The organism is Microvirga puerhi (genome assembly GCF_020089865.1).
GTDB classification, from domain to species: Bacteria; Pseudomonadota; Alphaproteobacteria; order Rhizobiales; family Beijerinckiaceae; genus Microvirga; species Microvirga puerhi.
In genome coordinates, this window is record NZ_JAIRBM010000001.1 from 205,497 (window position 1) to 230,468 (window position 24,972).

Consider the following 24,972-nt stretch of genomic DNA (forward strand, 5'->3'; position numbering starts at 1 on the left):
TCGAGGTCGGGATTGCCCGGGATATCGCTCTGCGCTCCACTACTCATTGCCTGCACGCACGAAGCGCGGCATGGCTTCCAGAGACTGGCGCGTTGCGTTGGGCAGTACAATCTGTCCATCTCTTAAGGTGAATCGGTCGACGGGTATCGCCGTCAGACGGTCGCCGATGTTGAGGAGGCCGCCCGTGCCGACGATGGCGTAGGTGGCCATCTTGTCAGGCGCAACGATCAAGTCTTCGACATGACCGATCCGCGCCCCCTGGTCATTGAAGACCTCTCGACCGAGGATCTGATCCTTTACGCTGTAGCCGGTGTAGAGCGTCCGCATATCCACAACAGCGACGGCTGCCATCGATGAGCCGGCAACCGGACCTACTCCAGCACTCCCCGTAACAGCTGGAATGCCCGCGCTCGTCGATGTAGATACGGATCTAGTCGGATCGACGGCGGCGTTGGCCTGGCGGTCACCAGTACGCTCGATCTGCGGCGGCTTCCAAGTGCCGTTCAGGATCGTAGGATCTGTTTGCTTAGGCCAGTAGAGACGCATCATAAGGACCATGTCGTCCTTCGGAGCAGGCAGCCAGTTCGCTTCCTTATCCGCTCCTGGCGACTCGTTCTGGATATAGAGGTCTACCGATCCGTCCGGGTTTGGCATGAGCTTGTCGCGCTGACTCAGCGTGTAGCGGTTGAGCGGGTTTGCGACAAAAAAGTAGTTGGCGTCATACATCGTGAGGGACCAGAAGCCATCGACGGGCGGCAATTGTCCCTTGGCAAAATGGATGATGTACTTCTCACTTCCGGTGAGTTTCTGACCCGACGAGTCCACGCTCGTCGTGGGATAGACCGCATCCTGCGGCAGATTTGCACCGAGCCCGAAGGCCGCGACGGTGGCGCGCTTGGGATAGTCCGTTCCGTAGCGCCCGAGAGTGGTGGCAACCATCCAGCCATTCTCCAAGCTGCCCATGGCGCGGACACCTCCCGCGATTTCCTCCCAACCTGCCCGATGGGCACGTTCGACTCCTTTGGCAATCTCCGGATCGAGCGTACTGGTATCGAAGGTATGACCAGGCACAATGCCAATCTTCGCTAGGCGGGCGAGCATCGGAGCGTCCTCCGGTGGAGGAGGGTTGTCCTTCATCAATTGTGCAAGCAGATTGAAGAACTTGCCGGGCTCCATGCGATTGACCTGTGTCCGTACGGCCGTCTTCATGTCGACGCCGGGATCCGCCTTTCCGGGCGGGGACGTGTAAGGCTTACCGTACGCACTTAGCGGCGTAAGCGTGATCTGATCCTGGAGTGCCCAGACCAACTTGTAATCCTCCGGCGTACCGGTGGAGTAGATCCGACCGATGATCCAGACGATGTCGGTAGGTGATCTAATTTCCTTGACGCCGTCCGGCAATGTGCCGTGCCAGTTCGGTCCGGTGATCCCATAAATTTGAGGCCCTGTGCCGGTGGTGCGCTTGCCCGGACTGGCGATGACGTTTGTCCAAGCGGAAAGCATTGGGAAAAGGAAGTAACGTCCGTTCATCTCCGGCAGGGACAGCATATAGGGTTCCTGGCCCACATCCATGAAGCCAGACGTGTAGAGAGTGTCGGCGTTGGGGGCGGTCACATCCCGATATGTTGCGGTCGGGTATTCACGTAGACTCACCAGTTGGCCCATCGGCGCATGACTTCCACCGGGCTGCGCCACGTTGGTGATGACGCGTCGGGTCATTTCCATAGTTACTAGCGGGTAGCCGTAAACATAGGCGTCCCTGGCAATGGCAAAGGCTTCCTGCTCTTTGAGGTTTGCCGCTGACAGCCCGGGGCCAGCGTCCGTGGGTTGCGCCCAGCCGTCGCTTCTATTGAGAGCGATGAGGGCGATTGCTATCAGGCCAGCAGTGGAGATTCGCAACAGATGGGTTCGAAACATGAGACAAGCTCCTCTCTTGCCAGCCATGGCAGTACTGCCGACCATTCTGGAGCATCGTAGCTTGCGTGCTTGATTGATGCGGACATTTGCTTGACGTCTTTAGACATCTGACGTGGAAGGAATTTCCGTTTGGATAATCCTTCGTGGCAGAATGCTCGATCGGCCACTGCAAAATTGCAGAGGTTACGTAGCCCCGAAGCTTGGCTGTGCATTGGCGTGGGCAGCACACACGCTTAGTATGGTTCTGATAGTACCTTAACACCTGCTCCCAACGACAAATCAGAGCCGCGCGATGATACCAAACATGGGGCCATGCTGGAGCATGCCGGATAGGCAAAAAGTGTTCCGACACGGGTTCATTGCGGGAAAAGATGACATATGGTGATGTCCGAAACTGTCTAACGTTTGTCTTCTCCTATCAAGCATGAGCCTCCCGTTCATCTAGAATCCTTGGTTGCGCAAGTGCCTTGGGCACGTTGCGTCAGGCTCTCGTCTGCTGTCTCTCTCGCGGCTTCAGAAGGGAAGCCTTTGATCCGTACAAGCCATTGAGCGGAGGCATTTATGAGGGTTCTAGCCATTCTCATCAGTACCGGATTTATGACCGTCGGGGGCCTGACTGCCGCATCTGCACAACCCAATCCAATCCAGGGTACTCCTGGTTCGCTTTTTCCGGACGCAGCGCCCAACGAGGTTCAAATTATCAATGGTGTGCCTTGCAGGACCGTCCTCGTCCAGGGCACGAATATGCGGGTTCCCGTAGAATGTGCCGGTCCGGTTGCGAGTGGTACATTTGAGCCGGGTTCCACGGGAAGCATCCGCGTCGAGGAGGGAATGGGCCGTGCTATTTCGGGCAGGCCGATCTCAGGTACGCCAGATGCAATTTTTCCTTATGCAGCGCCCAATGAAATCCAGATTATCAACGGGGTGCCCTGTCGAACGGTCCTTGTCGAAGGTACGAATACCAGGGTTCCGATAGAATGCGCCCGGTGATCGATACGTGAACCCGAATGGCGGCAAACATGCGGCCCGGCCTGATGGAAAGCCTCTGGACATCCAGAGGCTTTCACTTTCAGTTTCGAAGGACGTCACACAAGCTGCCTAGGCAATCAGATCCTCCAGCCGGACCGGAAGGTTGCGAATACGCTTTCCCGTCGCATGGTAGATGGCATTTACGATCGCGGCCGCTGTGCCAACGTTGCCAAGCTCCCCCAATCCCTTGACACCGGCCGGGTTCACGTCGTGATCCACCTCCGGCACGAGAATGACTTCGACATCCTGAACATCAGCATTCACGGGCACGTAATATTCCGCGAGGTCGCGATTTACGTAGCGAGCATTGCGTTCGTCGAGCTCAGTCTCTTCCAAGAGTGCCGAGCTCATGCCCCAGATTAGGCCGCCCATAAGCTGGCTGCGAGCCGTCCGCGTATTCATGATACGCCCGGCCGCAAACGCTCCGACAAGGCGGGGGACACGGATCTCGCGAGTGCGTACATTAATGCGCACTTCGACGAACTCCGCCCCGAAGGCGAATTGCACCTTGCCGCGCTTCGAGCCGTTCACGAGGGTGCTCGTACCGTCATAGAGCTTCTGAGCGGCATCGGGCGGCGCGCCCTCGGGAATGAACTCTGCATATTCCTCTATGACGCCGGCACCCAGCGCTTTGAACACGTCCCCTAACGCTAGCGAGCCGCGATCTCCAACGACCATGCCGTTCGCGATGTCGAGATCGGCAGGAGCCTTGCCGGCAAGTGGGCCACTGCCGGACTTGGATATAGCCTCGAATAGCCGGGCGCGGAGCTGCTGACAGGCCTTCAAGACGGCAGAGCAGACACTCGCCGTGCTGTTCGAACCGCCCGATACGGGCGCGGGTGGAAGATCGGTGTCGCCCATCATCACCTCAACAGCATCGAAGGGGACACCGAGCTGCTCAGCAGCCATTTGAGCTGCCACCGTCCGCACGCCGGTGCCGATCTCGTGCGATGCGCTCTGCACCAGCACTCTACCATTGGCACTCAGGCGAACGCGGGCAGTCGCGGCGCCGACGTTAGTGGGATAGACGGCGGTGGCGCAACCAAAGCCGATCAACCAATCCCCATCCCGCATCGAGCCCGGTTTAGGATTCCGGGCCGACCAGTTGAAAGCCTTCGCCGCTTCATCGAAGCACCGCATCAGTGAGCGGCTAGTAAACGGCTTCCTGCCTATCGGCTCCGTTGAGGTATCGTTTATACGGCGAAGCTCCACCGGATCCATGCCGAGTTTCTCGGCAAGTTCGTCCATGGCCATTTCCAGGGCGAATATATAGGGCACCTCCGGCGGAGAGCGCATATAGCCGGGTGTCTGCCGGTCGGCCTTGACGAGATTCACTTTGCTATGGACTGCGCCGTAGCCATAAAGGCGTGTTGTTGTTGATGTGCCTCCCACGACGTAGTTATCGACGCGCGAAGTCAGCTCCCAGCCTTCGTGGCTGAAAGCGGTGATCCGGCCGTCCGTCGTCGCGCCGAAACGGATCCGGTGCCGAGTCGGAGCACGGTAAGTCGCTATCGTGAAGCCCTGCATACGAGAGACGACGCAGCGTACAGGTCTGTTCAGTCGGCGTGCGGCGAGTGCCACGATAGCCGTTCTTGGCGACATCGGACCCTTCGAGCCAAAGCCCCCTCCGGTATAGAGACTGATCACACGTACTTGCGCGGGAGGCATCTGAAGCTGCCGTGCGATCTCTGCCCGGAAGCCGTAGACATTCTGTGACGGCTCATAAACGGTGAGCTGATCTCCCGCCCATATCGCTGTTGTCGAGAAAAGCTCGATCGGATTGTGGTGCTGGGTGGGCGTCGCGTACTCGGCTTCGATTTTCACAGGGGCGGCCGCAAATGCGGTTTCGAAGTTTCCGACCGCCGGATCATCCCGGACCCTTTCTGTGTTGCCCTTGGCTGGGATAGTCTCCGTGCCGGGGGAGACGAAGGAGGCGCTCGCTTGATCGACTTGATAATCAGCTGTGACTTTCGCCGCAGCCTCCTGTGCCGCCTCGAAGGTTTCGGCGACCACGAGAGCCATGATCTGGCCATCGTGTCGGATAGCTTTTTCGTGCAACGGCCCGAGCGAAGTTGCACTCGCGTTGCCAAAGCGCGGCTTCTGAATGCCATCAATCTCGCCGTAACTGATGATGTCGAGCACGCCCGGCACGGCCCCGGCATCCTCTAGATGGATTTCGCGCACTTGGCGACGTGCTATGTCGCTTGTCACCAGCACGCCATAGGCCAAATTGTTGAGCGGCACATCGGCGGCATAACGAGCCTCACCGGTGACTTTGAGCCGAGCATCGATCCGGGGAACAGGAGCGCCCTGGTTCTCCCTTGGATTAGGCGCTGCGACGCTCATCTCAGATCTCCATCGTCTTGGCTTCGAGCAACGCCCGGATGAGAGTCGCTTTGCCAATCGGAATTTTGAAAGCATTGTGTTGGCGAGCCTTGGCTTCAGCAAAGGCGGCGTCGGCTGATGCCGTTGCCGTGCTTTCGTCGAGCTTCTTCCCGGCAAGGAACATCTCGGCTTCATGCGCTCGCCATGGGATCGTCGCTACCCCTCCAAGGGCAATTCGAATCTCCTTCACAGTGTCGCCGTCGAGATCGAGAGCTACAGCCGCCGATGTCAATGCGAACTGATAGGATTGGCGGTCGCGGACCTTGATGTAGCAGGAGCGGCGTGTCCATGGACCTGCTGGAATGTGGATGACGGTGATCAGTTCACTAGGTTCAAGTACCGTTTCAACATGAGGCGTATCGGCGGGGAGCTGATGGAAGTCGGCAAATGCGATGGTACGGATGCCGTTCGACCCCAGGGTCTCAATGGACGCGTCGAGGGCGATTAAAGCCTGTGCGAAGTCGCCAGGATAGGCTGCAATGCAGTGTTCGCTCGTACCGAGCACCGCGCGGCTCTAACTGCCGGTGGTTCCCACGCAGTCGGATCACCGCCAATAGACGAGATTAAGGTGCCTCCAGCGGTCCGCGGTTCAACCGATGGCGGCTGGAAAGCGGACCATAGCGCAGGTTCCTGCAAGATCGTGAGTTGGGGTGACGGTAACTTCACCACCCAATTGCGTAGCCATTGATCGAACAAGACGCTGCCCAAGGCCGGGCGCGGCGTTGGGGCGTGCTGTCGAAGCTATGCCGACGCCATCGTCGCTTACCTTAAGCTCATAAAAGTCTTGCTGGCGCAGGAAAACAATGGCGATGGTCCCGCTGCGATCGCTAGGAAATGCGTATTTTACACAATTCGTTACCAGCTCATTGATAATGATTCCTACAGGAACACTGCGCTCTTGGGGAAGCCAGTGGTGCTCGACTTTCACGCGAATTGCGATCGGACGGATGCCGATCAGGGAGACCTTCAAGTCGTCACACAGATCGTTGATGAAGTCCGCGATGTCGACGATTGAGCTTGCCCCTTGTCCCGGCCGGAGGCGATCTTGAACATGGCTCAGAACCTGGATCCGGTTCGCGGTCGTTGTGAACATGTCCTGGATCGCCGGATCGGTCACGGTATGTCCTTGAAGTCGGACTGACGCCGCCAAGGTTGCAAGGTCGTTCTTCATACGATGTGCAGCCTCCTCGAGAAGAAGGGCCTTTTCTCGCTCCGCTGCAGCGAGGCGCTCGTTTGCGTCCATCAGGTGGCGCGCCGTACCGTGAAGGGCCTCGATAATGGCGCTTGAGACAAGGCCGATCATTAGGAAAAACAGTAGGCCGAGATTGGTGCGCTCATCCGCGACAGCAAAGCTACCGACCGGCTCGATAAAAAAGAAGCGCGCCAGGGCTGCACTCAAGAATACCGAATAGATGCCAGTCCCCCGGTTGAAGAGCACGGCGTTGATGACAATCGCCGGAAAGAAAAGCAAGTAGGGAAAGGGGGGCAGATAATTAGTCAGGCTGAGGTGTAGGACCACCGTCAGAACGATAACGAGCGTGGCGCCGAGGTAGCGGGCCCAAACCGGCCAGTTTCGCGTCCAGAAGCCATAGAAGAATGCCTGCTGCATCGATCACGCAAACCTTTTGGAGAGTACCGGTTCCCTCAAATGTGCGGATAAGTGTTCGCTGCGCCCGGGTGGTGAGGGGATGTACATCCGCCGTTGATGAAACTTGGCAGATATTAGGACCATAAGCAGTGCCTTTGGCGCCAGCCCGAAGGACATTGCCAGGGCCGGAAGAGGTAGACCGTACTCGGAATCGAGCTTTATTGTCGATTCCGATAATCCATTGGAGATCTTATATCCCAGAATCTTAGAGTTGCCCTACGCGACGATCGGTCCAAAACCCAAGAGACTCATTCTCAGGTATCGGGCCGCGACCTGGCAACCGATAGGACGGGACGATCCATGGCGAGTATCGAGCAATAATGCCGGGGCGGTAGCCTTCGGCACAATGACGCATCTTGACGGTTGGGAGCACATCGCTACTGGAGCACAGGGCTTATGCGTGACCGGATAGGGCTATGGGTAAGATCTTGCGCCTTTGCGCTGCAACGGGGCTAGCGACCACGTTGGCCGTACCACGCCTGGGGGCCGCCGAAACGTTCGGCTTCGTGGTTGACCTGTCACTATCGCCAAAGGCAGCCTCTGGGCTCGCGGCACATTCGGAAGGCATCGTCATCGCGGCCTTCTTTTCCGGCGCTCCGGCGCCTACGGCTCGAACGCACGCGGACGAGTTCGGCCAGATCTTCCTAGGCAGCGAGCGGATCACAGTCGACAGCTCCGTCCGGTCCGTGCCGATAACAGGCAAGGTGGTCCCTCGGAACCGCCTCGAATGGGTTCAGGGCCGTAAGGTCCAGGTTCCCACCAATGTCTACTCGGCATGCCGCAAGGGACCGGACAACATTCTCGATTGCGATATTTTCGAGGGCGAGATTTCAGTGGCTGCCCAAACTCCAGTCAAGATCGGCTGCAGGCCCATCGGTGAGTGATTGACCACATTTACCGCCCCATCGAACGAGGGGTGGCAGGCAGGTCCCTTCGTCTCCGGGGGCGGCGCTTCGGCTATCTCACGGATAGCGGCGCCGATGATCGTCAACTGGGTGAACGCTCTACGCCTTAGCCATTCAGTTCGGCTGTTCGGGCCCCTTATGATCCCGGGGACAGACGCTTTAGAAGAGATTCCTTCCGGTGCACCTCTAAATGGTTTCGCCTCACGAAACGCGGAGCGCTTGTCGTGAGGTGAAAACTGCAAAATGCTGCGCTTTTCTATGTGATGGACGACGCCACCGACGACGCTAACAAGTCAGTGCCCGGGAGGACGGAGGTGCGGCAAGCGCGGGATGATATGTCCTTTCGACAATACCCGCATAACAGACGGTATGAGACATCGCGGAATCCAATAAGTCGAAAAGAGGGGAATTGCGTGTTGAACAAAACAATCAAGTTTGTTGCTGGGATTGGCCTATGTGCGCTGGGATTACTCTCGGCACAGGCCGCCTCCGCTCAGAGTAAGCTGCAAGAAGTTCTCAGCCGTGGAAAACTTATTGTAGGCACGGGAAGCACCAATCCGCCATGGCATTTTCGTGACGAGAAAGGAAACCTTGTAGGGTTCGATATTGAGATTGCAAAGATCATCGCACAGGGCTTGTTCGACGATCCGACCAAAATCGAATTCGTTAACCAGGCATCCGATGCCCGGATTCCAAATATCGTCACGGGAAAAGTGGATATCGCGTGCCAGTTTGTGACGGTCACCGCGGCGCGGGCTCAGCAGGTAGCATTCACGGTCCCGTACTACCGCGAGGGCGTCAGCCTGATGCTGGTGTCAGGCGGTCGTTACGCCGATTATGCTGCTCTCAAAGCCGCGGGAAGCAAAGTAACAGTCTCGGTCCTACAGAATGTCTTTGCGGAGAAGATGGTGCATGATGCGCTTCCCGATGCGAAAGTCGATCAATTCGAGAGTGTAGACCTCATGTACCAGGCTCTGAACTCGGGCCGTGCCGACGCCGCGGCCACCGACTCGTCGTCCCTGCGCTATTATATGAAGCAGAACCCCGGCCGATATGTGGATTCCGGTTTCAGTTGGAATCCGCAGACCTATTCCTGCATCGTTAAGCAGGGCGACTCGGACTGGCTCAATTTCGTCAATGTCGCGATGCGTGAGGCGATGACCGGCACGACATTCCCCCTTTATAAGGCGGCGTACGAGCGCTGGTTTGGCGAGACACCTCCGGAGCCAAAGATCGGCTTCCCGTCGGAGTTCCGTTAAGATCGTCGCCTACGTTCATGGGTTACACGCTTCAGTTCGGCGCGATTTGGGCAAGCTTCGACAAGCTTATGTCGGGGCTTGCCATTGGGCTTGGTTTGGCGATCGCGGCAGTGGCCATCGGTACTTGTTTCGGTCTCTTGGCCGCATTCGCCAGTGTCGGCCTCTCCCGTATCGGACGGATGATTGTGACCTGCTATGTCATGGTCATCCGAAACCTGCCGCTTCTCGTCCTGGTACTGCTCGTTTACTTCGCGCTTCCCCAGGCTGGCATTCGCCTGGACAAGTACGAGAGCTTCATCGGAGCTCTTGCACTCTATTCAGGGGCCTATTTGACGGAGGTGTTCAGAGCTGGCCTGACGGCGGTGCCGAAAGGTGTGGTTGAAGCTGCACGCGCTATCGGCCTCACACGAATTCAAACCAACGTCTTCGTGACAGCGCCCATCATGTTGCGCAACGCATTGCCATCCCTCGGAAATACCTTCATCGGCATGTTCAAGGACAGCTCTATCGCGGCAGCGATCGCTATCCCTGAATTAACGTTCCAGGCCCGCAAGATCAACGTGGACACCTTCCGAGTCGTCGAAACATGGATCGTGGCGAGCGGGCTCTATATCGCCGCATGCTTCGCTATCGCCTCCCTTCTGAGGCGCCTCGAACGGCGCTTCCCGAAATTCTAAGAGAGGTTACGGCGGTTCATGCAAACGTTTCTAGATCAAGTCTGGATCGCGCGATGGCCGCTATGGGATGGCTTCCTCCTCACGATCGAAATCGCGATTTCCGCGATAGTTTTGGGTACGGTTGTCGGCTGCATTTGTGGCATTCAACTGCTCTTCGGGCCAGCAATCTCTCGGCTGTTGTTCCGTCTCTATGTCGACGTGATGAGAGGCACGCCAGTACTCGTTCTTATCCTCGCTGCCTTCTATATACCGTCCGTTGTCGGCATCAGCTTGAATGCCACGCAGGCCGGAATCTTGGCCCTCTCTCTCTTCGCGGGGGCGCATATCGGCGAGCTGCTGCGGGGTGCCTTGCAGGCCATACCGCCTGGTCAGGCCGAAGCCGCGCGCAGCATCGGGCTTACATTTCCGCAAACGCTCACCTACGTGCTCCTGCCGCAGGCCTTGCGGAGCGCCTTGCCGCCTTGGATCAATACGGGCGTTGAACTTATCAAAGGCTCCAGCCTATTGTCGATCATCGGCGTCGGAGAACTGCTGTTGAAGACGCAGGAAGTGATCGGGCGCACCTTCATGACGATAGAGTTCTATATCTTCGCAGGTCTTCTGTACCTTGCTGCCAATATTTCTCTCGATCAACTAGGCAAGATGATCGAACGTCGCGTGCAGGGACGTTGAATATGGAAAACGTGCAGCCTTTGCTTGAGATTCGGGGACTTCACAAACACTTCGGTTCAGTGGAAGTGCTGAAGGGCGTCGATCTCACTCTCCGGAGGGGCGAGGTCGTCTCGATCATCGGATCGAGCGGCTCCGGCAAAACGACGCTGCTGCGATGTGTCAACCTGCTCGAGGAGTTTCAGGACGGTGATATCGTGCTCGATGGCGAGACGATCGGTTACAGCATCGTGAACGGACGCCGGCATAGACTTCGCGACCGGGAGTTGTCACGCCAGAGATCCATGACCGGAATGGTTTTTCAAAGTTTCAATCTGTTTCCCCATCTCACGGCCGCCGGCAACGTAATGTTGGGTTTGCGTAAAGTCCGTCGCTTTGGCAAAGAGGAAGCACGGTCCATTGCGGAGCGTTGGCTTTCCAGGGTCGGATTGGCCTCTCGCTCGGACCATTATCCGAGCCAGCTCTCGGGGGGACAGCAGCAGCGAGTCGCTATCGCCCGCGCACTCGCCATGGATCCGAAGCTCGTATTGCTTGACGAGGTCACATCAGCGCTCGACCCGGAGCTTGTTCAAGAAGTGTTGAATACGGTCAAAGGTATTGCGGACGACGGAGCCACACTTCTCATCGTGACACATGAGATGCGGTTCGCACGGGACGTATCTCACCGAGTAGTATTCATGGACCAAGGCCAGGTCGTGGAAGATGCGCCACCAGCCGAAATATTCGGGAACTCACGTAGCCAACGCCTTGCAGAATTTTTGCGAAACACTCGTACTTAATAAAGATCTTTCGAGAGCGGTGGGTCGGTTCTCGATAGGTCGGCCCCGATCGATACAAGGGGTCCCACTAGCCCTCTGCCGATCCGTTTCCGGGGCTACGCCAGATATCTTTCATCAGCCGTCGAGGCCGAGAGGGTCCGGATCCAGTGGCCAGATCGGCCGCTGGAGACGTTTGAAGGGCAGGGCCTTCCAATTTGGATCACTGGTGCCAGGTGTCGCGACGAAGAGTTGCTTGCGCGTATTCTCCAGGAACAGGTCTTTATGCTTATAGAGGTTCTTGATAGCCACGACCTGCTTGTCGTCGAACGTAATGCCATGGAGTGTCAGCAGGCTGAGGGAATAGAGGTTTGTGCGCTGAGTGGTCAGTAGGATATCAATGCCTTCTACGCGTATGACAGCAGCGTCGCCGATCGCGATGCGTTCGTCATTGATATGTTCCTGATAGGCATCCCGCTTCAGAAGCCGGACCTCGGCATCGGCATCAAAGGGCGGGCCCGAATTCGGATCGAACTTGCCACCGATGCGCATTTTAATTCGTGCGCCGACGCCGACCTGAAAGCAGATGCGGACCGCCGATGGATCCCAGAACGGCGCGATGGCTGCGTTGCGGATACCAGACTCGACGAAAGCACGTAGCACATGAGTGGTATCGCCCGGCGCCCCGCTGCCGATCTGGTCCGCTGTGTCGGCGATCAGAAGTGGCTTGTCCCCCTTGATCTTGGCTTCCTCGATTGCCTCCTCGAAGGGGGTGAATGGTAGCATCGCGCCGGCGCGAATGCGATAGAAGCGCTCACCGAAGTTCTGTGCGGCACGTTCCGCGAGAACCTTGTCTCCGTCAGCGATAGCGAGCATCTTCGCACCAGCCAGCGGCACATCGGCCCATGGGAAGCCGTGGTTGAGCGAGAGCGAGAGGACACCATCCTTGCCCTCTGCATCAAACATTGCTTGGGTGAAGGCGATCATCGGACCTTCCATGGTGGTTGGGAATAACCCCATGGCTCGACAGTCGAACAAGGCCATCTTCGGAGCAATTTCGCCGGCCAGTGTGCGCTTCATAAGATTGAATAGGTCTTCGGCTCGCTCGGAATGGTCGATATGCGGATATGTCTTATAGATTGTGATGAGATCTGCCGCATCGACGAGACGATGATCGATGTGAGCATGGAGGTCGAGCTCGACTCCGATTTTCGTTCCTTTGCCGACAATGGCACGCATACGAGACACGAGGTCTCCTTCGCAATCGTCGTAGCCATCCGCAACCATTGCCCCATGCAGAAAGAGCAGAATGGCATCGACGGGGCCGGCTGCACGCAGATCATCTAGAATGCGGTCGCGCATTGACTCATAGGCGGCACGAGTCGTGATGCCCGCGGGGGAGGCGAAGGCGAAGAGGCTCTGAATGACCTCCCAGCCCTCTTTACGTGCGTGCCCGACCCAAATTTGCCCCGGGGCAGACCACGGTGATGGCGGCACCGACTCGATATTGCCCTCGCACCAGAGCGTATCTTTGAAATCCTCGATGCCTGTAGGAAAGTGCGAAAAGGTGTTCGTCTCGGTACCGAGCGTGGCTACGAAGAGGCGCATGGTGTTCACTCTGCCGTTCAACAATCCGTCATGAACGTTTTCCGGCCGTCGGAAGCGTCCCGCTAGCTGTCAGCTCGCGCACAGCATCCTCTACGGCTAGCAGGGTCTCGTCGATGACTGAGTCCGTATGATCGATGGAGAGGAACCATGCGCCGCGCTCCAAAGCACGCACGCCGCGGCGCAACAGGGCCGTCGTGAACGCGATGTAAGCTGCCCGGTCCATGCGAGCAAGATCACGGTAGTCGCGGGCTGGATTCTCCAGTCCGAAGGCGACATGGAAGATTTGCGGGAAGCCGGCAACCTGCGCTGTCACGCCAGCATGGGCAAAAATCTCTCGGAACCCAGCCATGAGCCGACCGCCGCGCTCCTCAAGCGTTGCATAGAGCGACGGCTTGAGCGACTTCAATGTCGCTGCGGTCGCAGCCATGGCAATCGGCTGAGCATTGTACGTACCACCATGCACGACGCCGCCGGTGGCGAACATGTCCATGAGGTCCGCCCGTCCGGCGATGGCGGCGACGGGGAAACCATTGGCAATGGCCTTTCCGAAGGTAGAAAGGTCTGGTGTGACACCGAAACGCTCCTGCGCACCGCCAGCGGCCAGACGAAAGCCGGTGATCACCTCATCGAAGATGAGAATGGAGCCATACTGTGTGCAGGCCTTGCGCACGCCTTCCAGATAACCCGGTGCAGGGTGTACCGCTCCTGCGTTGCACATCGCGGCTTCCATGATGACACCGGCGATATCTCCCTGTGCAAGCCGCGTGGTGAGGAGCTCGAGGTTATTCCACGGCAGGACGACGAGTGTTTCCGCGGTTTCCTCCAGCTGACCTTTGCTGCCCGCCACGGGGACAGGAGCATCCTCCGGGCCAGCTGCATTGAGCGCAGGTGCGGTCGACCATAGCACGTTGTCGAACCAGCCGTGGTAATGGCCCTCGAACTTGATGATCTTCTTGCGACCTGTGGCTGCGCGAGCGAGACGGATCGCCGCTTGATCCACTTCCGAGCCTGAACAACCGAACCGCATGCGTTCAGCAGACGGCACCAGCTCACATACCAGACGGGCGGCCTCTGCCTCGACAGCAGTTTGACCGGCAAAGAGAAAGCCCTTTTCGATCTCCTGCTTCACCGCGTCGACCAACGCTTGGGGCTTATGCCCGAGTATCATCGGGCCCATGCCGAGATAGTAATCGATCAGTCGATTGCCATCGGCATCGTAGAGCCAAGGTCCTTCGCCACGCTCGAAGACGAGCGGTGTTGGAGAAATGTTGAGGCGGAAGTTGCTATTGACGCCGCCTGCCATCCATTGAGCATTACGCTCGATCAGCTCTGCAGACTTGTCGAAGGACAGAAGATTGTCACGTCGGGTGTGCGTCGTTTCGGCGAGGGAGGACATGGGTCTTGAGGGCTCCTCATGGGCTTCTGCAGCAACAGGCCCGAGGCGGCCCGCAAAGTAAATGCCTGCCCGTTCCATGAGACGGAAACCCGTCGCAGAACGGGAGCAGGTTCATCCTCAATCCTTCCTGACTACGGCGACGCAGTCGATCTCATAGCGAAGATTCGGGCCAAGGCAGTTGGTGATGGTAGTGCGTGCCGGAAATGGCGCAGAGAAATATTCCCGGTAGATCCGGTTGAACTCGATCACGTCTTCCGAATCGCGGACGTAGTTGCGCGTCTGAACCACATGTGAAAGGTCGCTGTTCGCATCCTCCAGAACCTTTCGCAAATTCTCGATCGAGCGGCGCATTTCGCCCTCGAAAGTGTCGGATACGATCTTGCCCGTGAGGTCCACAGAAGCCTGGCCCGAGACAAAGATCAGATCGCCGACGCGTGTCGCAGGGCTGAAGGGCAGGTGAGAGCGCGGTGTGTCGGATCTGCTCGGATACTCGATGGTCATTGTGGGTTCCGATCGTTGATTGGGAAGACGGATTCCCGTAGCCGTCGATAATCCAGCGTTGTAATGGCGCTGGTGCAAGGACCCGCAGTGCGTACGGTGTAACTCGCCTTCATGATCGGGTCATAAGCCTTACGGTGAGCGACGGCTGCTTTAACTCCGATGGCGAAGAGGTTTTCCGGCACGATCCCCTGAGATCGAAACTGCGCTAGATCGAAGGGCGGTGTCTTGCGACTCGAGAGCAGGACGGTGACACCTTCTACGCGAATGACTGCCGATGGGCCCATGGAGAAATGGATCCCACGGGAGGCGGCGAGGTGACTGTGCCGATCCTCGAGCGTGAAGTGTCCGTCGCTGCGGCTGACGAATTCCGCCTCGACGTCAAGCGGGCCTGCGCCGAGGCTGCTGCCCTTTCCGCCGATAGACAGGCGTCGCTTTTCTCCGGGCTCTGCATCAGCGAGAGTTTGAACCGCCGCAGCGTCAGCTATCGCCACTGCGCAGTTCCGCAATCCGTGGCGAAGGAAGCCGCGCAGCACCGCCGTGTCGTCCCCGGGAGCGCCTCCGCCGATGTTGTCGGCGGGCTCGACGACAATACATGGTCCGTCCTCGCGGGTGGCAATCTCGGCCAGCGCCGTGTCAAGGTCCCATTCGTGCGGGATGCCGAGATCGCGCAACGATATGGCAAGCGCCTCAAGACTGTTGAGAGCCGCCCTCGCGCCGTCTTGATCCCCTACTGTCGCTACCGAGAAGGCAACGCCTGCGTCCGGGACGTCCGAAAAGGAGTAGCCCGCCACCACGTTGACAATCCATATGTCAGGGCTCTCAGCTTCGATCTGTCTGGCGAGCGCTTCAAGGTCGCGCATGGGCCGATCTGCGGTTCCGGTGCCCGGGGGCGGCCACATGATGGGGGCATTGCGCGCATACATGCGCGGCATAGCCTCTTCCTTGAGCGCACGTGCAAGAAGCTGAGCAGAGCGCATGGCACACTCGCGCGCATCCGAATGTGGGTTTTTGCAATAAGCGACGAGACCGTTGGCATGCTGGGCCATCTTGGCGGTGAAGGTCGCATGCAGGTCGAATACGCCGAAGACGGGGAGGGACTCAGTGCCCTTGACGCCGCGCAGTCGTGCGAGCAGCTCCCCTTCGGGGTCTTCGCACTCGGTTGTCACCATGGCGCCATGCAGTCCTAACCAAATACCATCGAGGCCGCCTTCAGAGAGAGCCTTGCGCAGGCCTTCTTCGACCTCATTGCAGAACTGCTCGAGTACGATGTGGTCAACGGTGCCAGATGGCAACGCTGCATACTCGCACGTCGGAACCACTTCCCAGTTCTCCACCTCCGCAACCTCGAGGAAGCCGTCCGTGGTCGATCCATCGCCGCGCCGACGGAGGATGTCTTCGCTGCGATAGATGGTGAAGTCGCTAAGTCCAGTGACTTCCTCGACGAAGGTATGGGTCTCGTGGAAGAGACCTGCAAACAGGATCCTGCGCTTGGTCATTTGATCGTTTCCAGGCTGAAGTTTGTATTCCTTGCCGGTCGCCCGACTGGCTTTCCTCCCGTCGCGACGGTCGGCTTATCCTGCTCCCACATCTGCAGCGTGACATTGTGCGCTACGCTCACCTATGTGCCATTCTACATTGTGAGATTAGAAAGTGGATGTTGGCGAACGAAGTGAACATCAACATCGCCGATCATGCAAGTCGCATCTCTAAAGAAAACGCTATGTACCAATGACGGGCAGTTGACAGATCAAGAATCCTGGCCGTTAATCTTCAAGCGATATTTGGAACCAGCATTCTACAATATAGAATGTCGCTTTGGAGGGTCAGACTTGCGCGTCTTCGTAGCCTCGCTCGCCACCGAGACAAATACCTTCTCGCCATTGTTCGTCGATCGCCGCGCCTTCGAGGAGGCATTCTATTGTCGGCCCGGGACACATCCGCCGACACCGACTCTCTGCTCTGCGCCGATGGTGGCTGCGCGCCGACGAGCCGAAGCTGACGGTTTCACGTTGATCGAGGGTACCGCGACGTGGGCCGAACCCGCCGGTCTCGTCTCGCGCGAGGCATATGAATCCCTGCGCGATGAGATCCTCGGTCAGCTCAAAGCGGCGATGCCTGTCGATATTGCGCTGTTCGGCCTCCATGGTGCAATGGTCGCCCGTGACTACGACGATTGCGAGGGAGACCTTCTTTCCAGAGTGCGCGAAATCGTAGGACAGGACTGTGTGATCGGCGCAGAACTCGATATGCATTGTCATCTTACCGAGAAGCGTGTCTCGGCCGCCGATGTGCTAGTGGCCTTCAAGGAATTCCCTCACATCGATTTCCTCGATAGGGCGGAGGACCTCGTAGACCTGTGCTTGCGCACGGCGCGAGGGGAGGTGAGCCCGGTTTCTGCCGTCTTCGATTGCCACTCTCTGTCAGGGTTCATGACGAGCATCGAGCCGGGTCGCAGTTTCGTCGATCGCATCCTGGCCATGGAAGGAAAGGATGGCATTCTCAGCATCTCCGTCGCTCATGGCTTCCAGGCCGCGGACGTCTTTGACGTCGGCACGAAGGTGCTTGTCATCGCCAATGGCGAGGAGAACCGTGCGAAGGCCTCCGCACTTGCGGAGGCGCTGGGCCGGGAAATTCTAAGCTGGCAGCGCACGGCTCCAGGACCATATCACTATCCACCGGAGGAGGCGATTGCGCAGGCGCGCGCCGAACCGGGGCAGCCGATCGTCTTCGCGGATCGATGGGACAATCCAGGTGGAGGCGTCGCAGGGGATTCGACCGTCATGATTGAGGCCCTTTTAAAGCATCCGGATCTTCCGGCTGCAATCGGAGCCCTATGGGATCCGGTCGCCGTCTCCCTTTGTCGTGCAGCGGGTGCCGGCGCACGCATTTCACTCCGCTTCTGCGGTAAGGCAACACCGCAATCCGGTTGCCCCATTGATGCCGAGGTGGTCGTACGGGGCTTAAGCGAGGAACTCACCATCCCATTCGAGGAAAGCGTCGTCTCTCTCGGCCCCGCAGCAGCCATCACGATCGGTGAGCTGGATATCGTGCTCGTCAGCGGCCGTGCACAGACCTTCAGTCCACCCGCCTTTACCAAGCTGGGTATCGATCTGGCGCAAAAGAAGATGGTTGTCGTCAAGTCATCGAACCATTTCTATGCTGCCTTCGCGCCCATAGCGGCAAAAGTTCATTATCTCAATACTGGCGGCCCCTATCCCTATGATGCGACCAAGGTCACCTATCATAAGGCACGCCGCCCGCTCGCACCGCTGGATCCCAATCCATGGCTTTAATTCCTCGTCTCGATGTCGCGGCTCTAGACGCACTGCCGCTCGATCCGCTCACCAAAGGTTTGCCATACGATGGTCCGACCATGCGTGTCGGAGATGTGGGAGTTCAGGACTGGAGCGTACTAGACGGTGATTTGCCGATGCCGGTTGCCGTCATTCGTCAAGCGCGCGTCCAGGCCAACAGCGCCTGGATGGCGGCCTTCACTGAAGCGAACGGCCTTCTCATCGCGCCGCATGGCAAGACCACCATGTCGCCACATCTCTTCGATTTGCAGATCGCGGATGGGGCTTGGGCAATCACAGTTGCCACCGTGCAACAGATGCAGGTGTGTCGTCGCTTCGGCGTGCGCCGCGTGCTCATGGCCAATCAACCGATTGGCCTGCAGGCAGTAAAGGCCTGCTTCGCTGCCTTGCAGGATACGAGCTTCGAACTTTACTGCCTGGTCGACGGCGACGAAGGATTGGCGCAGCTCGCTGAAGGAGCGCGCTTGAATCCACCTCCTGAGGACAATCCGCTACGAGTGCTGGTGGAAGTTGGATTCTCTGGCGGCCGCACCGGTGCGCGCTCACGTGAGACGGCACTGACGCTTGCGCGCGCGATCGCGGCAACGAACGGACTCATGCTGTCCGGCTTCGAATGTTTCGAGGGCCTGCTCCCGACGGCGGAAGCCGCGGACGGACTCGTGAATGAAGTCGCCACACTTGCGCGTCGCGCTATCGAGGAGGGCCTCCTTTCGCGCGACCACCCCATTGTCGTGAGCGCTGGAGGATCGGCATTCTTCGACAGGGTCGGAGAGCGTTTCAACGCCCACGAATTCCCATTTCCGGTTCTGCGGGTACTGCGGTCTGGATGCTATCTGACACACGACTGCATGGGCTATGCGGCTGCTTTCGAGCGCATCTGCCGTCAAACGCAGCTCGCGCTGCCGCCGGGCGGGCTCGTTCCGGCACTTGAAGTGTGGGCACAGGTCCAATCCGTGCCGGAGAAGGGGCGGGCTCTCCTGACCATGGGCAAGCGGGATGTCGGCTTCGATGCCGGCCTGCCGATACCCCAATACTGGTATAGGCCCGGCTCGGATATGGCCGGACCTCAACCGATGTCGCAGGGATACAAGACCGTCGCTCTCAACGACCAGCATTGTCATCTTGAGCTGCCCGTCGATAGCGACCTTCAGGTCGGCGATCTCGTAGGCTTCGGGATCGGCCATCCTTGCACGACCTTCGACCGCTGGTCATTGCTTATGATGGTTGACGAGACATATCGAGTGGTAAGGGCAATAAAGACGTTTTTTTAAAGCCCGACAGGGGGATCTAGTAAGGCCGGAGTGGCTCCGGCCTCAATGCAGAGGGGGACCGATGCGTAAGGATGGCCAAGGCTACATCGTGCAGCCCGTGATGAAGGCACTTGAGGTGCTCGACTATGTGGTCAAACAAGGGCGTGACGTAACATTGACCGAGACGGTCAAAGAGCTGAAATTGCCCAAGACCACCGTCTTCCGCTATCTCCAGACGCTCTCCGCGGCTTCCTTTCTTGACTACGATCTCAGGCGCGATCGCTATCGCGCAGGTCCGCGCTTTCGTCGTGCTGCCGAGATCGACCGCAGCCTGCAAAAGCTGCGCGAGGTGGTGCAGCCGGAAATGCACGATCTATCGGAGCGCTTCGGAGAAACCGTCAATCTCGCTATTCTCGCGGAGAAGGCGATCGTCTACATCGACATCGTCGACCGTGGCCGTACGCCACGGACCGAAGCGCGTGTGGGCCAACGCCATCCGATTCATTCCACATCACTTGGCAAGGCCATCGCAGCTCATTTGCCGGACGAGGAATTGGAAGCCCTCTGCATGCCTCTCCTGCCGGCCCGGACCATCCATACGCTCACCGACGGCCGATACCTGCGCCGGCAGGTCGAGAACATCCGCCATCAAGGTTACGCGATGGATATGAGTGAGAATGAAGATGGCCATATGTGTATCGGTGTTCCGATTCTGGATGATTGCGGACGACCCGTTGCGGCTATGAGCCTGTCAGCGCCGGAGGCCCGGCTTGTGCCAGATAGGCGACTGGAGGCTGCCGAAGCATTGAAGACATCGGTCGATCGCGTCGTCGCCAAGATCTACGGCGCTACGCAGGCCGACAGAGCCTTGCTCGCCTGACGTTGTTTCTCAAGATGGAACGTCGCGGCGTTGACGATGATCGCGGCGGGACCCTAGCGTAGTTACGTTGCTCGTCATGCATCTTCGAAGATGGGTTCTGTCGTGTCGCAATCGGGAAAGCCCGGCACGTCACGGGGAGGCGGAACTGAAGACGAGCCATGGTGCTGCCACAAGCAGCCAAACTTCTGGTCGTCTTGGGCATCGCCCTGGCCGGCCCAAGATATGACAAGTTCCATAAACCAGAGGATCAGGAGCGTGAGCCATGAACAACAGGCGTATCGCATTCGTTAGAGTGCTGGGGGCTATCGTCCTTGCGGCTATCACCACTGTGGCCATTCCCGGGCATGTTCGTGCACAAAAGCTGCAAGGTACTCCACTGCGTGTTGCAATTCTTGCCGACATGACGAACTTCGATCCGATGCAGTTCTCTCTGGTCAATTTCCACTTGATCAAGAATCTCTATGACAGTCTTATCGAGTACACGGCAGACGGAAAGGCTGTGCCGAGCTTGGCGACGGAGTGGAAGATCGGCGAGGGGAATAAGTCCGTTCGTGTCACGCTACGCAAAGATGTTCTCTTCCACAGCGGAGCGCCGCTGACATCGGCGGACGTGGCGGCTACGCTGAAGAAGGCCTCCGATCCCGCAAAAGGCAAGAACGTCTACGCTACCATGGGCATCGTGCAGGACTGGACGATGCCGGATGAGCATACCATCGTCATCAACTTCAAGGCGCCCGTGCCGGAGCGCCAGATTCTCGACCTGCTTCAGTTCACCATGCCTATCGAAGCGGCCGGCATCGATACGGTCGAGACGAAGCCCGCAGGAACTGGCGCGTACACGCTGGCCGGTCGCGCAGTCGGTCAAAGCGTAACGCTGAAGGCGAACCCTAAATATTGGCGCACGGGTGAGCCGGTCAGCCCTGAGATCCGCTTTACGGTCTTCAGTGATGATGCGGCCGCGAGCGCTGCGCTGGAGTCGGGGGCAGCCGATATCATTTATGGCGGCGGCGCGAGAAGTGCAGTTCGGCTGCGCGACGCAGGCTATACCGTCACACGCGGGCCAGGGCCCCTCGTGCAGGTGTTCCGCATCAACACAACCCGTCCACCCTTCAACAACGAGAAGTTCCGTCAGGCCTTCAACTACCTGATGGATCGCGACGGCATTCTGCGAGTCGGTTATGCGGGCCTGGGCGAGCCCGTGGCGCTTCCCTGGGCGCCGGCAAGCCCCGCCTCGAATCCTGCCTATCTCAAGGAGTTCGCTTACAACCTCGATAAGGCCAAGGCACTGCTGGCAGAATCTGGGCTCTCGAAGCAGGAGATGAGCAACTGGAAGCTTCTTGTTTACGGAACCGACCAGCCGACGGTCGTCATCAGCCAGATCGTGCAGAGCACGCTGGCCGAAGTCGGGATCAACATTCAGCTCGATGTGCTGGAAGGCTCCGAATATGTGAAGGCGCAGCTAGCCGGTGACTATTCCGCAACCTTTGGAGGCGTCGGTAACGTACAGAAGTTCCCCTCGCGCGTTGCGACCAATAGCATCTATCGGACGAAGGATAATCCGGTTCTGAAAGAGCCTCATCCGTTCCCGGACTATGTGGCGGCTATCGAGCGGGTCAACTCCACCTATGGATCGGAAGAGAAGGTCAAGGCTGCTTATGATCACCTCAATCGGGTTTTGGTCACAAGCGCCTTCGCCATTCCGACAAACTCCTACGATGTAGGGCTCATCGTGTCTTCGTCCAAGCTCGATGGCTTTACGCCCGACATGGACAATCTGTTCGTCGCCCGCACTATCGGGTTGAAGAAATGATGCAGACACCCGTGAATCTTCGAGAGCGTCCGGCGTGCCGTTAGCGAAACCGGTCCTGTCCGTGAGGGATCTCACGGTCGCCTTCGGCGGCACCGGGAAACCGGTGCCGGTCGTCCGTGGGATCAGCTTCGACGTCTTTGCGAACGAGGTATTCTGCATTGTTGGCGAATCCGGGTCCGGCAAGAGCGTCACATCTCTTGCCGTCTCCGGCCTCCTGCCTGAGACGGCCGATGTCTCCGGATCAATCGTCATCGGCGATACGGAGATCGTCGGAGCATCCGCGGCTGTGCTGCGGCATGTAAGGAGCCAGGATCTCGGTTTCATCTTCCAGGATCCTGCCACGACATTGAATCCCGTCCTGCGGGTCGGCCGACAAATCGTGGAAGGCGAAGTCACTCATGGTCGCTTGAGGCCCTCCGAGGCTCAGGTCCGTGCGGCCGAGTTGCTGCGCGAGGTCGACATTGCCGATCCCGTCAGCCGGGCGCAACAATACCCACATCAGTTCTCGGGTGGGATGCGTCAGCGCGCGGTCATCGCCATGGCCATGGCGGGCAAGCCGCGGCTTATCATTGCTGACGAGCCGACAACGGCCCTCGATGTCACTGTTCAGGCACAGGTCCTCTCGCTCCTTCAGCGGCGACAGGCAGAAACGGCCGCCGCCGTCATCCTCATTACCCACGATCTCGGTGTCGTCGCCGAGATCGCCCACCGCGTGGCGGTGATGTATGCCGGGCGTATCGTGGAGACGGGAACAGTGGATGAGATATTCTCATCACCACGTCATCCCTACACACGCGCTTTGCTTCGCAGCATTCCGCGCGGAGATGCCGTTCATGCGAGGCTGGATGCCATTCCAGGTCAACCGCCAACCCCTGAGACTCTGCCGGCGGGCTGTCCCTTCCATCCGCGCTGCGTGATCGGAAAGGAACGTGGGGAATGTCGTACGACGGAGCCACTGCTGAGGCCGATCGGCGCGGATCAGCAGGCTGCCTGCCACTTTGCCGAAGAGAAGCTACTGCCGGCAGAGGCGCGTAGGACGGACTTTTCGGGGCCAGCAGGAGAGAAGGCAGGCGATTCGCTGCTCGAAGTGGATGCGCTCAAGGTCCATTTCCCTGTGCGAGCCGGTATTCTCAAGCGGGTCGTAGGATGGGTGCGCGCGGTGGATGGCGTCAGCCTCACCGTACGGGTGGGAGAGACGGTCAGTCTCGTCGGCGAATCTGGTTGCGGCAAGACGACGACCGCCCGTACGATCATGGGCCTCGTTCCGGCGACCGGTGGCGATGTCCGTTTCGAGGGACGCTCGCTTCTGAAACTGTCTTCGAGCCGGATGCGCGAGGCGCGCCGGCAGATGCAGTACGTTTTTCAGGACCCCTATGCGGCCCTCAATCCGGTGCTGCCGGTGGAGGAGGTCGTCGCGGAGCCGTTGCGCCTGCACGGTCTTTATGAAACGGCGGGAGGGGCGGCGCGCATTGCCGAGTTGTTCGAGATGGTGGGCCTTTCGCGGAGGATGTTCGGCAGATATCCCAGCGAATTCTCCGGTGGTCAGCGGCAGCGCATCGGCATCGCCCGTGCGCTCGCCCTCAACCCGCGGCTCCTTATCCTCGACGAGCCGGTATCCGCACTCGATGTGTCTATTCAGGCGCAGGTGCTCAATCTGCTTCAAGACCTGCAGAAGGAGCTGAAGCTCGCCTATCTCTTCATCTCCCACAACCTCTCCGTCGTGCAGCATATGTCCGACCGAGTCGCGGTCATGTATCTCGGCCGCATCGTGGAGCAGGCAGCACGCGACGAAATCTATCGCACGCCGACGCATCCCTATACGCAGAGTTTGCTCTCCGCTGCGCCGGTTCCCGATCCGACGCTCGGCCGCACGCGTCGACGCATCATTCTGGAAGGTGAAATTCCTAATCCTGCCGCCCCGCCGGCCGGCTGTACCTTTCATCCCCGTTGCTTCCGGTCCGATGAGCATTGTCGCCGCGTAGCGCCGAGCGTCGTGAGCTATCCAGGTGCCTCCATCTATGTCGCCTGTCATCATCCCAGCGATCCGATGATTCCATCGATCGTTCGGGAACAATCGATGGAGGCGGGGGAATGAAACTCACATTCGGAAAGCTAAGTGCCTTCGGCCGCGCGCTCCTCCGGCACAAAGGGGCCGCAGCGGCACTCGCCTTCTTGTCCGTGGTCGCTCTTGTCGCGGCGTTTGCTGATTTCATGCCCTTCGACCCTTTCCGTCAGCGGCTGGTGGATGCTCTCAAGGGGCCGTCGCAAGCGCACTGGTTCGGTACGGATGAACTCGGCCGCGATATCTTCGCCCGCGTGGTCTACGGCGCACGGACTTCGCTGACGACCGCAGCCGGAGCCGTTGCCATCGCGGCGGCTGTCGGGGTTCCCATGGGGCTCGTGAGCGGCTTTTTCGGCGGTTGGCGGGACGCAGCCCTCATGCGCTTTGTCGACGTGATGATGACACTGCCGGCTATTCTTTTTGCGATGGCGCTCATCGCGATTCTCGGCCGCAGCCAGATTGCAGCGATCGTGGCCGTGGGTATCACGGGCATTCCCAGCTTCGCGCGCATCACCCGCGCTCAGACGCTGACATTGCGAAGCCGCGACTTCGTGGTTGCCGTTGAGGCGTTCGGCGGCAGCGCCCGTTACAACATGTTCCGCACCATTCTGCCGAATTCATGGAGCCCGATTCTGGTACAGGTGGTTGTGCTGTGCTCCGTTGCCATTTTGCTCGAGGCGGCACTGGCTTTCCTCGGTGTCGGCGTGGCGCCGCCGACGCCGAGCTGGGGAGAGATGCTGCGTTCGGGCAAGTCCTATCTCCACGAGGCTCCGTATTATGCGGTTCTGCCCGGGCTGATCTTGACGCTCACGATCCTGTCCTTCGACGCGCTCGGGCGAGCAATGGCCGACCTGCTCGGCGAGCGCTACGAGATCCGCAAGTCCGGTTCCGAGGGGGCGGCGTAACC

General features: G+C 58.9%; 19 protein-coding genes. 11 read left to right on the forward strand and 8 right to left on the reverse strand.

From position 1 onward, the window contains the following. Positions 1–39 precede the first annotated feature (39 nt). The 4 genes from K9B37_RS00980 to K9B37_RS00995 form a co-directional block, all read right to left on the reverse strand. Complete coding sequence (locus K9B37_RS00980) at positions 40–1,917, reverse strand: DUF1254 domain-containing protein (protein WP_369414196.1); 1,878 nt, start codon at positions 1,915–1,917, stop codon at positions 40–42. A gap of 1,098 nt (positions 1,918–3,015) precedes the next feature. Then, a complete protein-coding gene (locus K9B37_RS00985) occupies positions 3,016–5,292 on the reverse strand; it encodes a xanthine dehydrogenase family protein molybdopterin-binding subunit (RefSeq protein ID WP_224310928.1) in 2,277 nt (758 codons plus the stop codon). Position 5,293: 1 nt separating this feature from the next. Beyond that, positions 5,294–5,836 carry an FAD binding domain-containing protein gene (locus K9B37_RS00990; RefSeq protein ID WP_224310929.1) on the reverse strand — a complete coding sequence of 181 codons (543 nt, stop codon included), beginning with the start codon at positions 5,834–5,836 and terminating at the stop codon, positions 5,294–5,296. 84 nt (positions 5,837–5,920) lie between these two features. Then, complete coding sequence (locus K9B37_RS00995; RefSeq protein ID WP_224310930.1) at positions 5,921–6,940, reverse strand: sensor histidine kinase; 1,020 nt, start codon at positions 6,938–6,940, stop codon at positions 5,921–5,923. A gap of 455 nt (positions 6,941–7,395) precedes the next feature. Between K9B37_RS00995 and K9B37_RS01000 the strand changes: the two genes are divergently transcribed. The 5 genes from K9B37_RS01000 (at position 7,396) to K9B37_RS01020 (ending at position 11,268) form a co-directional block, all read left to right on the forward strand. After that, positions 7,396–7,863, forward strand: coding sequence for a hypothetical protein (locus tag K9B37_RS01000; protein WP_224310931.1), 468 nt, complete (start codon positions 7,396–7,398; stop codon positions 7,861–7,863). Between the two features lie 437 nt (positions 7,864–8,300). Continuing rightward, positions 8,301–9,143 (forward strand): transporter substrate-binding protein, encoded by an 843-nt coding sequence (locus K9B37_RS01005; protein WP_255616340.1) that lies wholly within the window; start codon positions 8,301–8,303, stop codon positions 9,141–9,143. A gap of 17 nt (positions 9,144–9,160) precedes the next feature. Continuing rightward, positions 9,161–9,820, forward strand: coding sequence for an amino acid ABC transporter permease (locus tag K9B37_RS01010; protein ID WP_224310933.1), 660 nt, complete (start codon positions 9,161–9,163; stop codon positions 9,818–9,820). A gap of 18 nt (positions 9,821–9,838) precedes the next feature. Continuing rightward, the gene (locus tag K9B37_RS01015; RefSeq protein ID WP_224310934.1) at positions 9,839–10,492 is read left to right on the forward strand and encodes an amino acid ABC transporter permease; all 654 of its coding nucleotides are present in this window, start codon (positions 9,839–9,841) and stop codon (positions 10,490–10,492) included. A gap of 11 nt (positions 10,493–10,503) precedes the next feature. Further along, positions 10,504–11,268 carry an amino acid ABC transporter ATP-binding protein gene (locus K9B37_RS01020; protein WP_369414198.1) on the forward strand — a complete coding sequence of 255 codons (765 nt, stop codon included), beginning with the start codon at positions 10,504–10,506 and terminating at the stop codon, positions 11,266–11,268. A 114-nt stretch (positions 11,269–11,382) separates the two neighbouring features. Here K9B37_RS01020 and K9B37_RS01025 read toward each other — a convergent pair whose 3' ends face one another. From K9B37_RS01025 to K9B37_RS01040, 4 genes are all read right to left on the reverse strand, one after another. Further along, positions 11,383–12,852 (reverse strand): M81 family metallopeptidase, encoded by a 1,470-nt coding sequence (locus K9B37_RS01025; protein WP_224310936.1) that lies wholly within the window; start codon positions 12,850–12,852, stop codon positions 11,383–11,385. A gap of 28 nt (positions 12,853–12,880) precedes the next feature. Further along, a complete protein-coding gene (locus K9B37_RS01030; protein WP_224310937.1) occupies positions 12,881–14,248 on the reverse strand; it encodes an aspartate aminotransferase family protein in 1,368 nt (455 codons plus the stop codon). A gap of 117 nt (positions 14,249–14,365) precedes the next feature. Beyond that, a complete protein-coding gene (locus tag K9B37_RS01035; RefSeq protein ID WP_224310938.1) occupies positions 14,366–14,749 on the reverse strand; it encodes a RidA family protein in 384 nt (127 codons plus the stop codon). Beyond that, positions 14,746–16,245, reverse strand: a complete 1,500-nt coding sequence (locus K9B37_RS01040) for a M81 family metallopeptidase (RefSeq protein ID WP_224310939.1) — start codon at positions 16,243–16,245, stop codon at positions 14,746–14,748. The genes K9B37_RS01035 and K9B37_RS01040 overlap by 4 nt, the downstream gene beginning before the upstream one ends. A gap of 333 nt (positions 16,246–16,578) precedes the next feature. Here K9B37_RS01040 and K9B37_RS01045 point away from each other — a divergent pair, with 333 nt between their 5' ends. The 6 genes from K9B37_RS01045 to K9B37_RS01070 all read left to right on the forward strand — a co-directional run bounded on the left by K9B37_RS01045 (position 16,579) and on the right by K9B37_RS01070 (position 24,970). After that, entirely contained in the window at positions 16,579–18,042 is a 1,464-nt protein-coding gene (locus K9B37_RS01045) for a M81 family metallopeptidase (RefSeq protein WP_224310940.1), read from the forward strand. After that, complete coding sequence (locus tag K9B37_RS01050) at positions 18,033–19,334, forward strand: alanine racemase (protein ID WP_224310941.1); 1,302 nt, start codon at positions 18,033–18,035, stop codon at positions 19,332–19,334. Before K9B37_RS01045 ends, K9B37_RS01050 begins: the two co-directional genes overlap by 10 nt. A gap of 61 nt (positions 19,335–19,395) precedes the next feature. Further along, entirely contained in the window at positions 19,396–20,193 is a 798-nt protein-coding gene (locus K9B37_RS01055; protein WP_224310942.1) for an IclR family transcriptional regulator, read from the forward strand. Positions 20,194–20,455: 262 nt separating this feature from the next. Then, entirely contained in the window at positions 20,456–22,003 is a 1,548-nt protein-coding gene (locus K9B37_RS01060; protein WP_224310943.1) for an ABC transporter substrate-binding protein, read from the forward strand. 34 nt (positions 22,004–22,037) lie between these two features. Beyond that, on the forward strand, positions 22,038–24,098 hold the full coding sequence (locus tag K9B37_RS01065; protein WP_224310944.1) for a dipeptide ABC transporter ATP-binding protein: 2,061 nt from the start codon (positions 22,038–22,040) through the stop codon (positions 24,096–24,098). Then, positions 24,095–24,970: an ABC transporter permease gene (locus K9B37_RS01070; protein ID WP_224310945.1), complete on the forward strand. Its 876-nt coding sequence runs from the start codon at positions 24,095–24,097 to the stop codon at positions 24,968–24,970. The genes K9B37_RS01065 and K9B37_RS01070 overlap by 4 nt, the downstream gene beginning before the upstream one ends. The last annotated feature ends 2 nt before the right edge of the window (positions 24,971–24,972 follow it).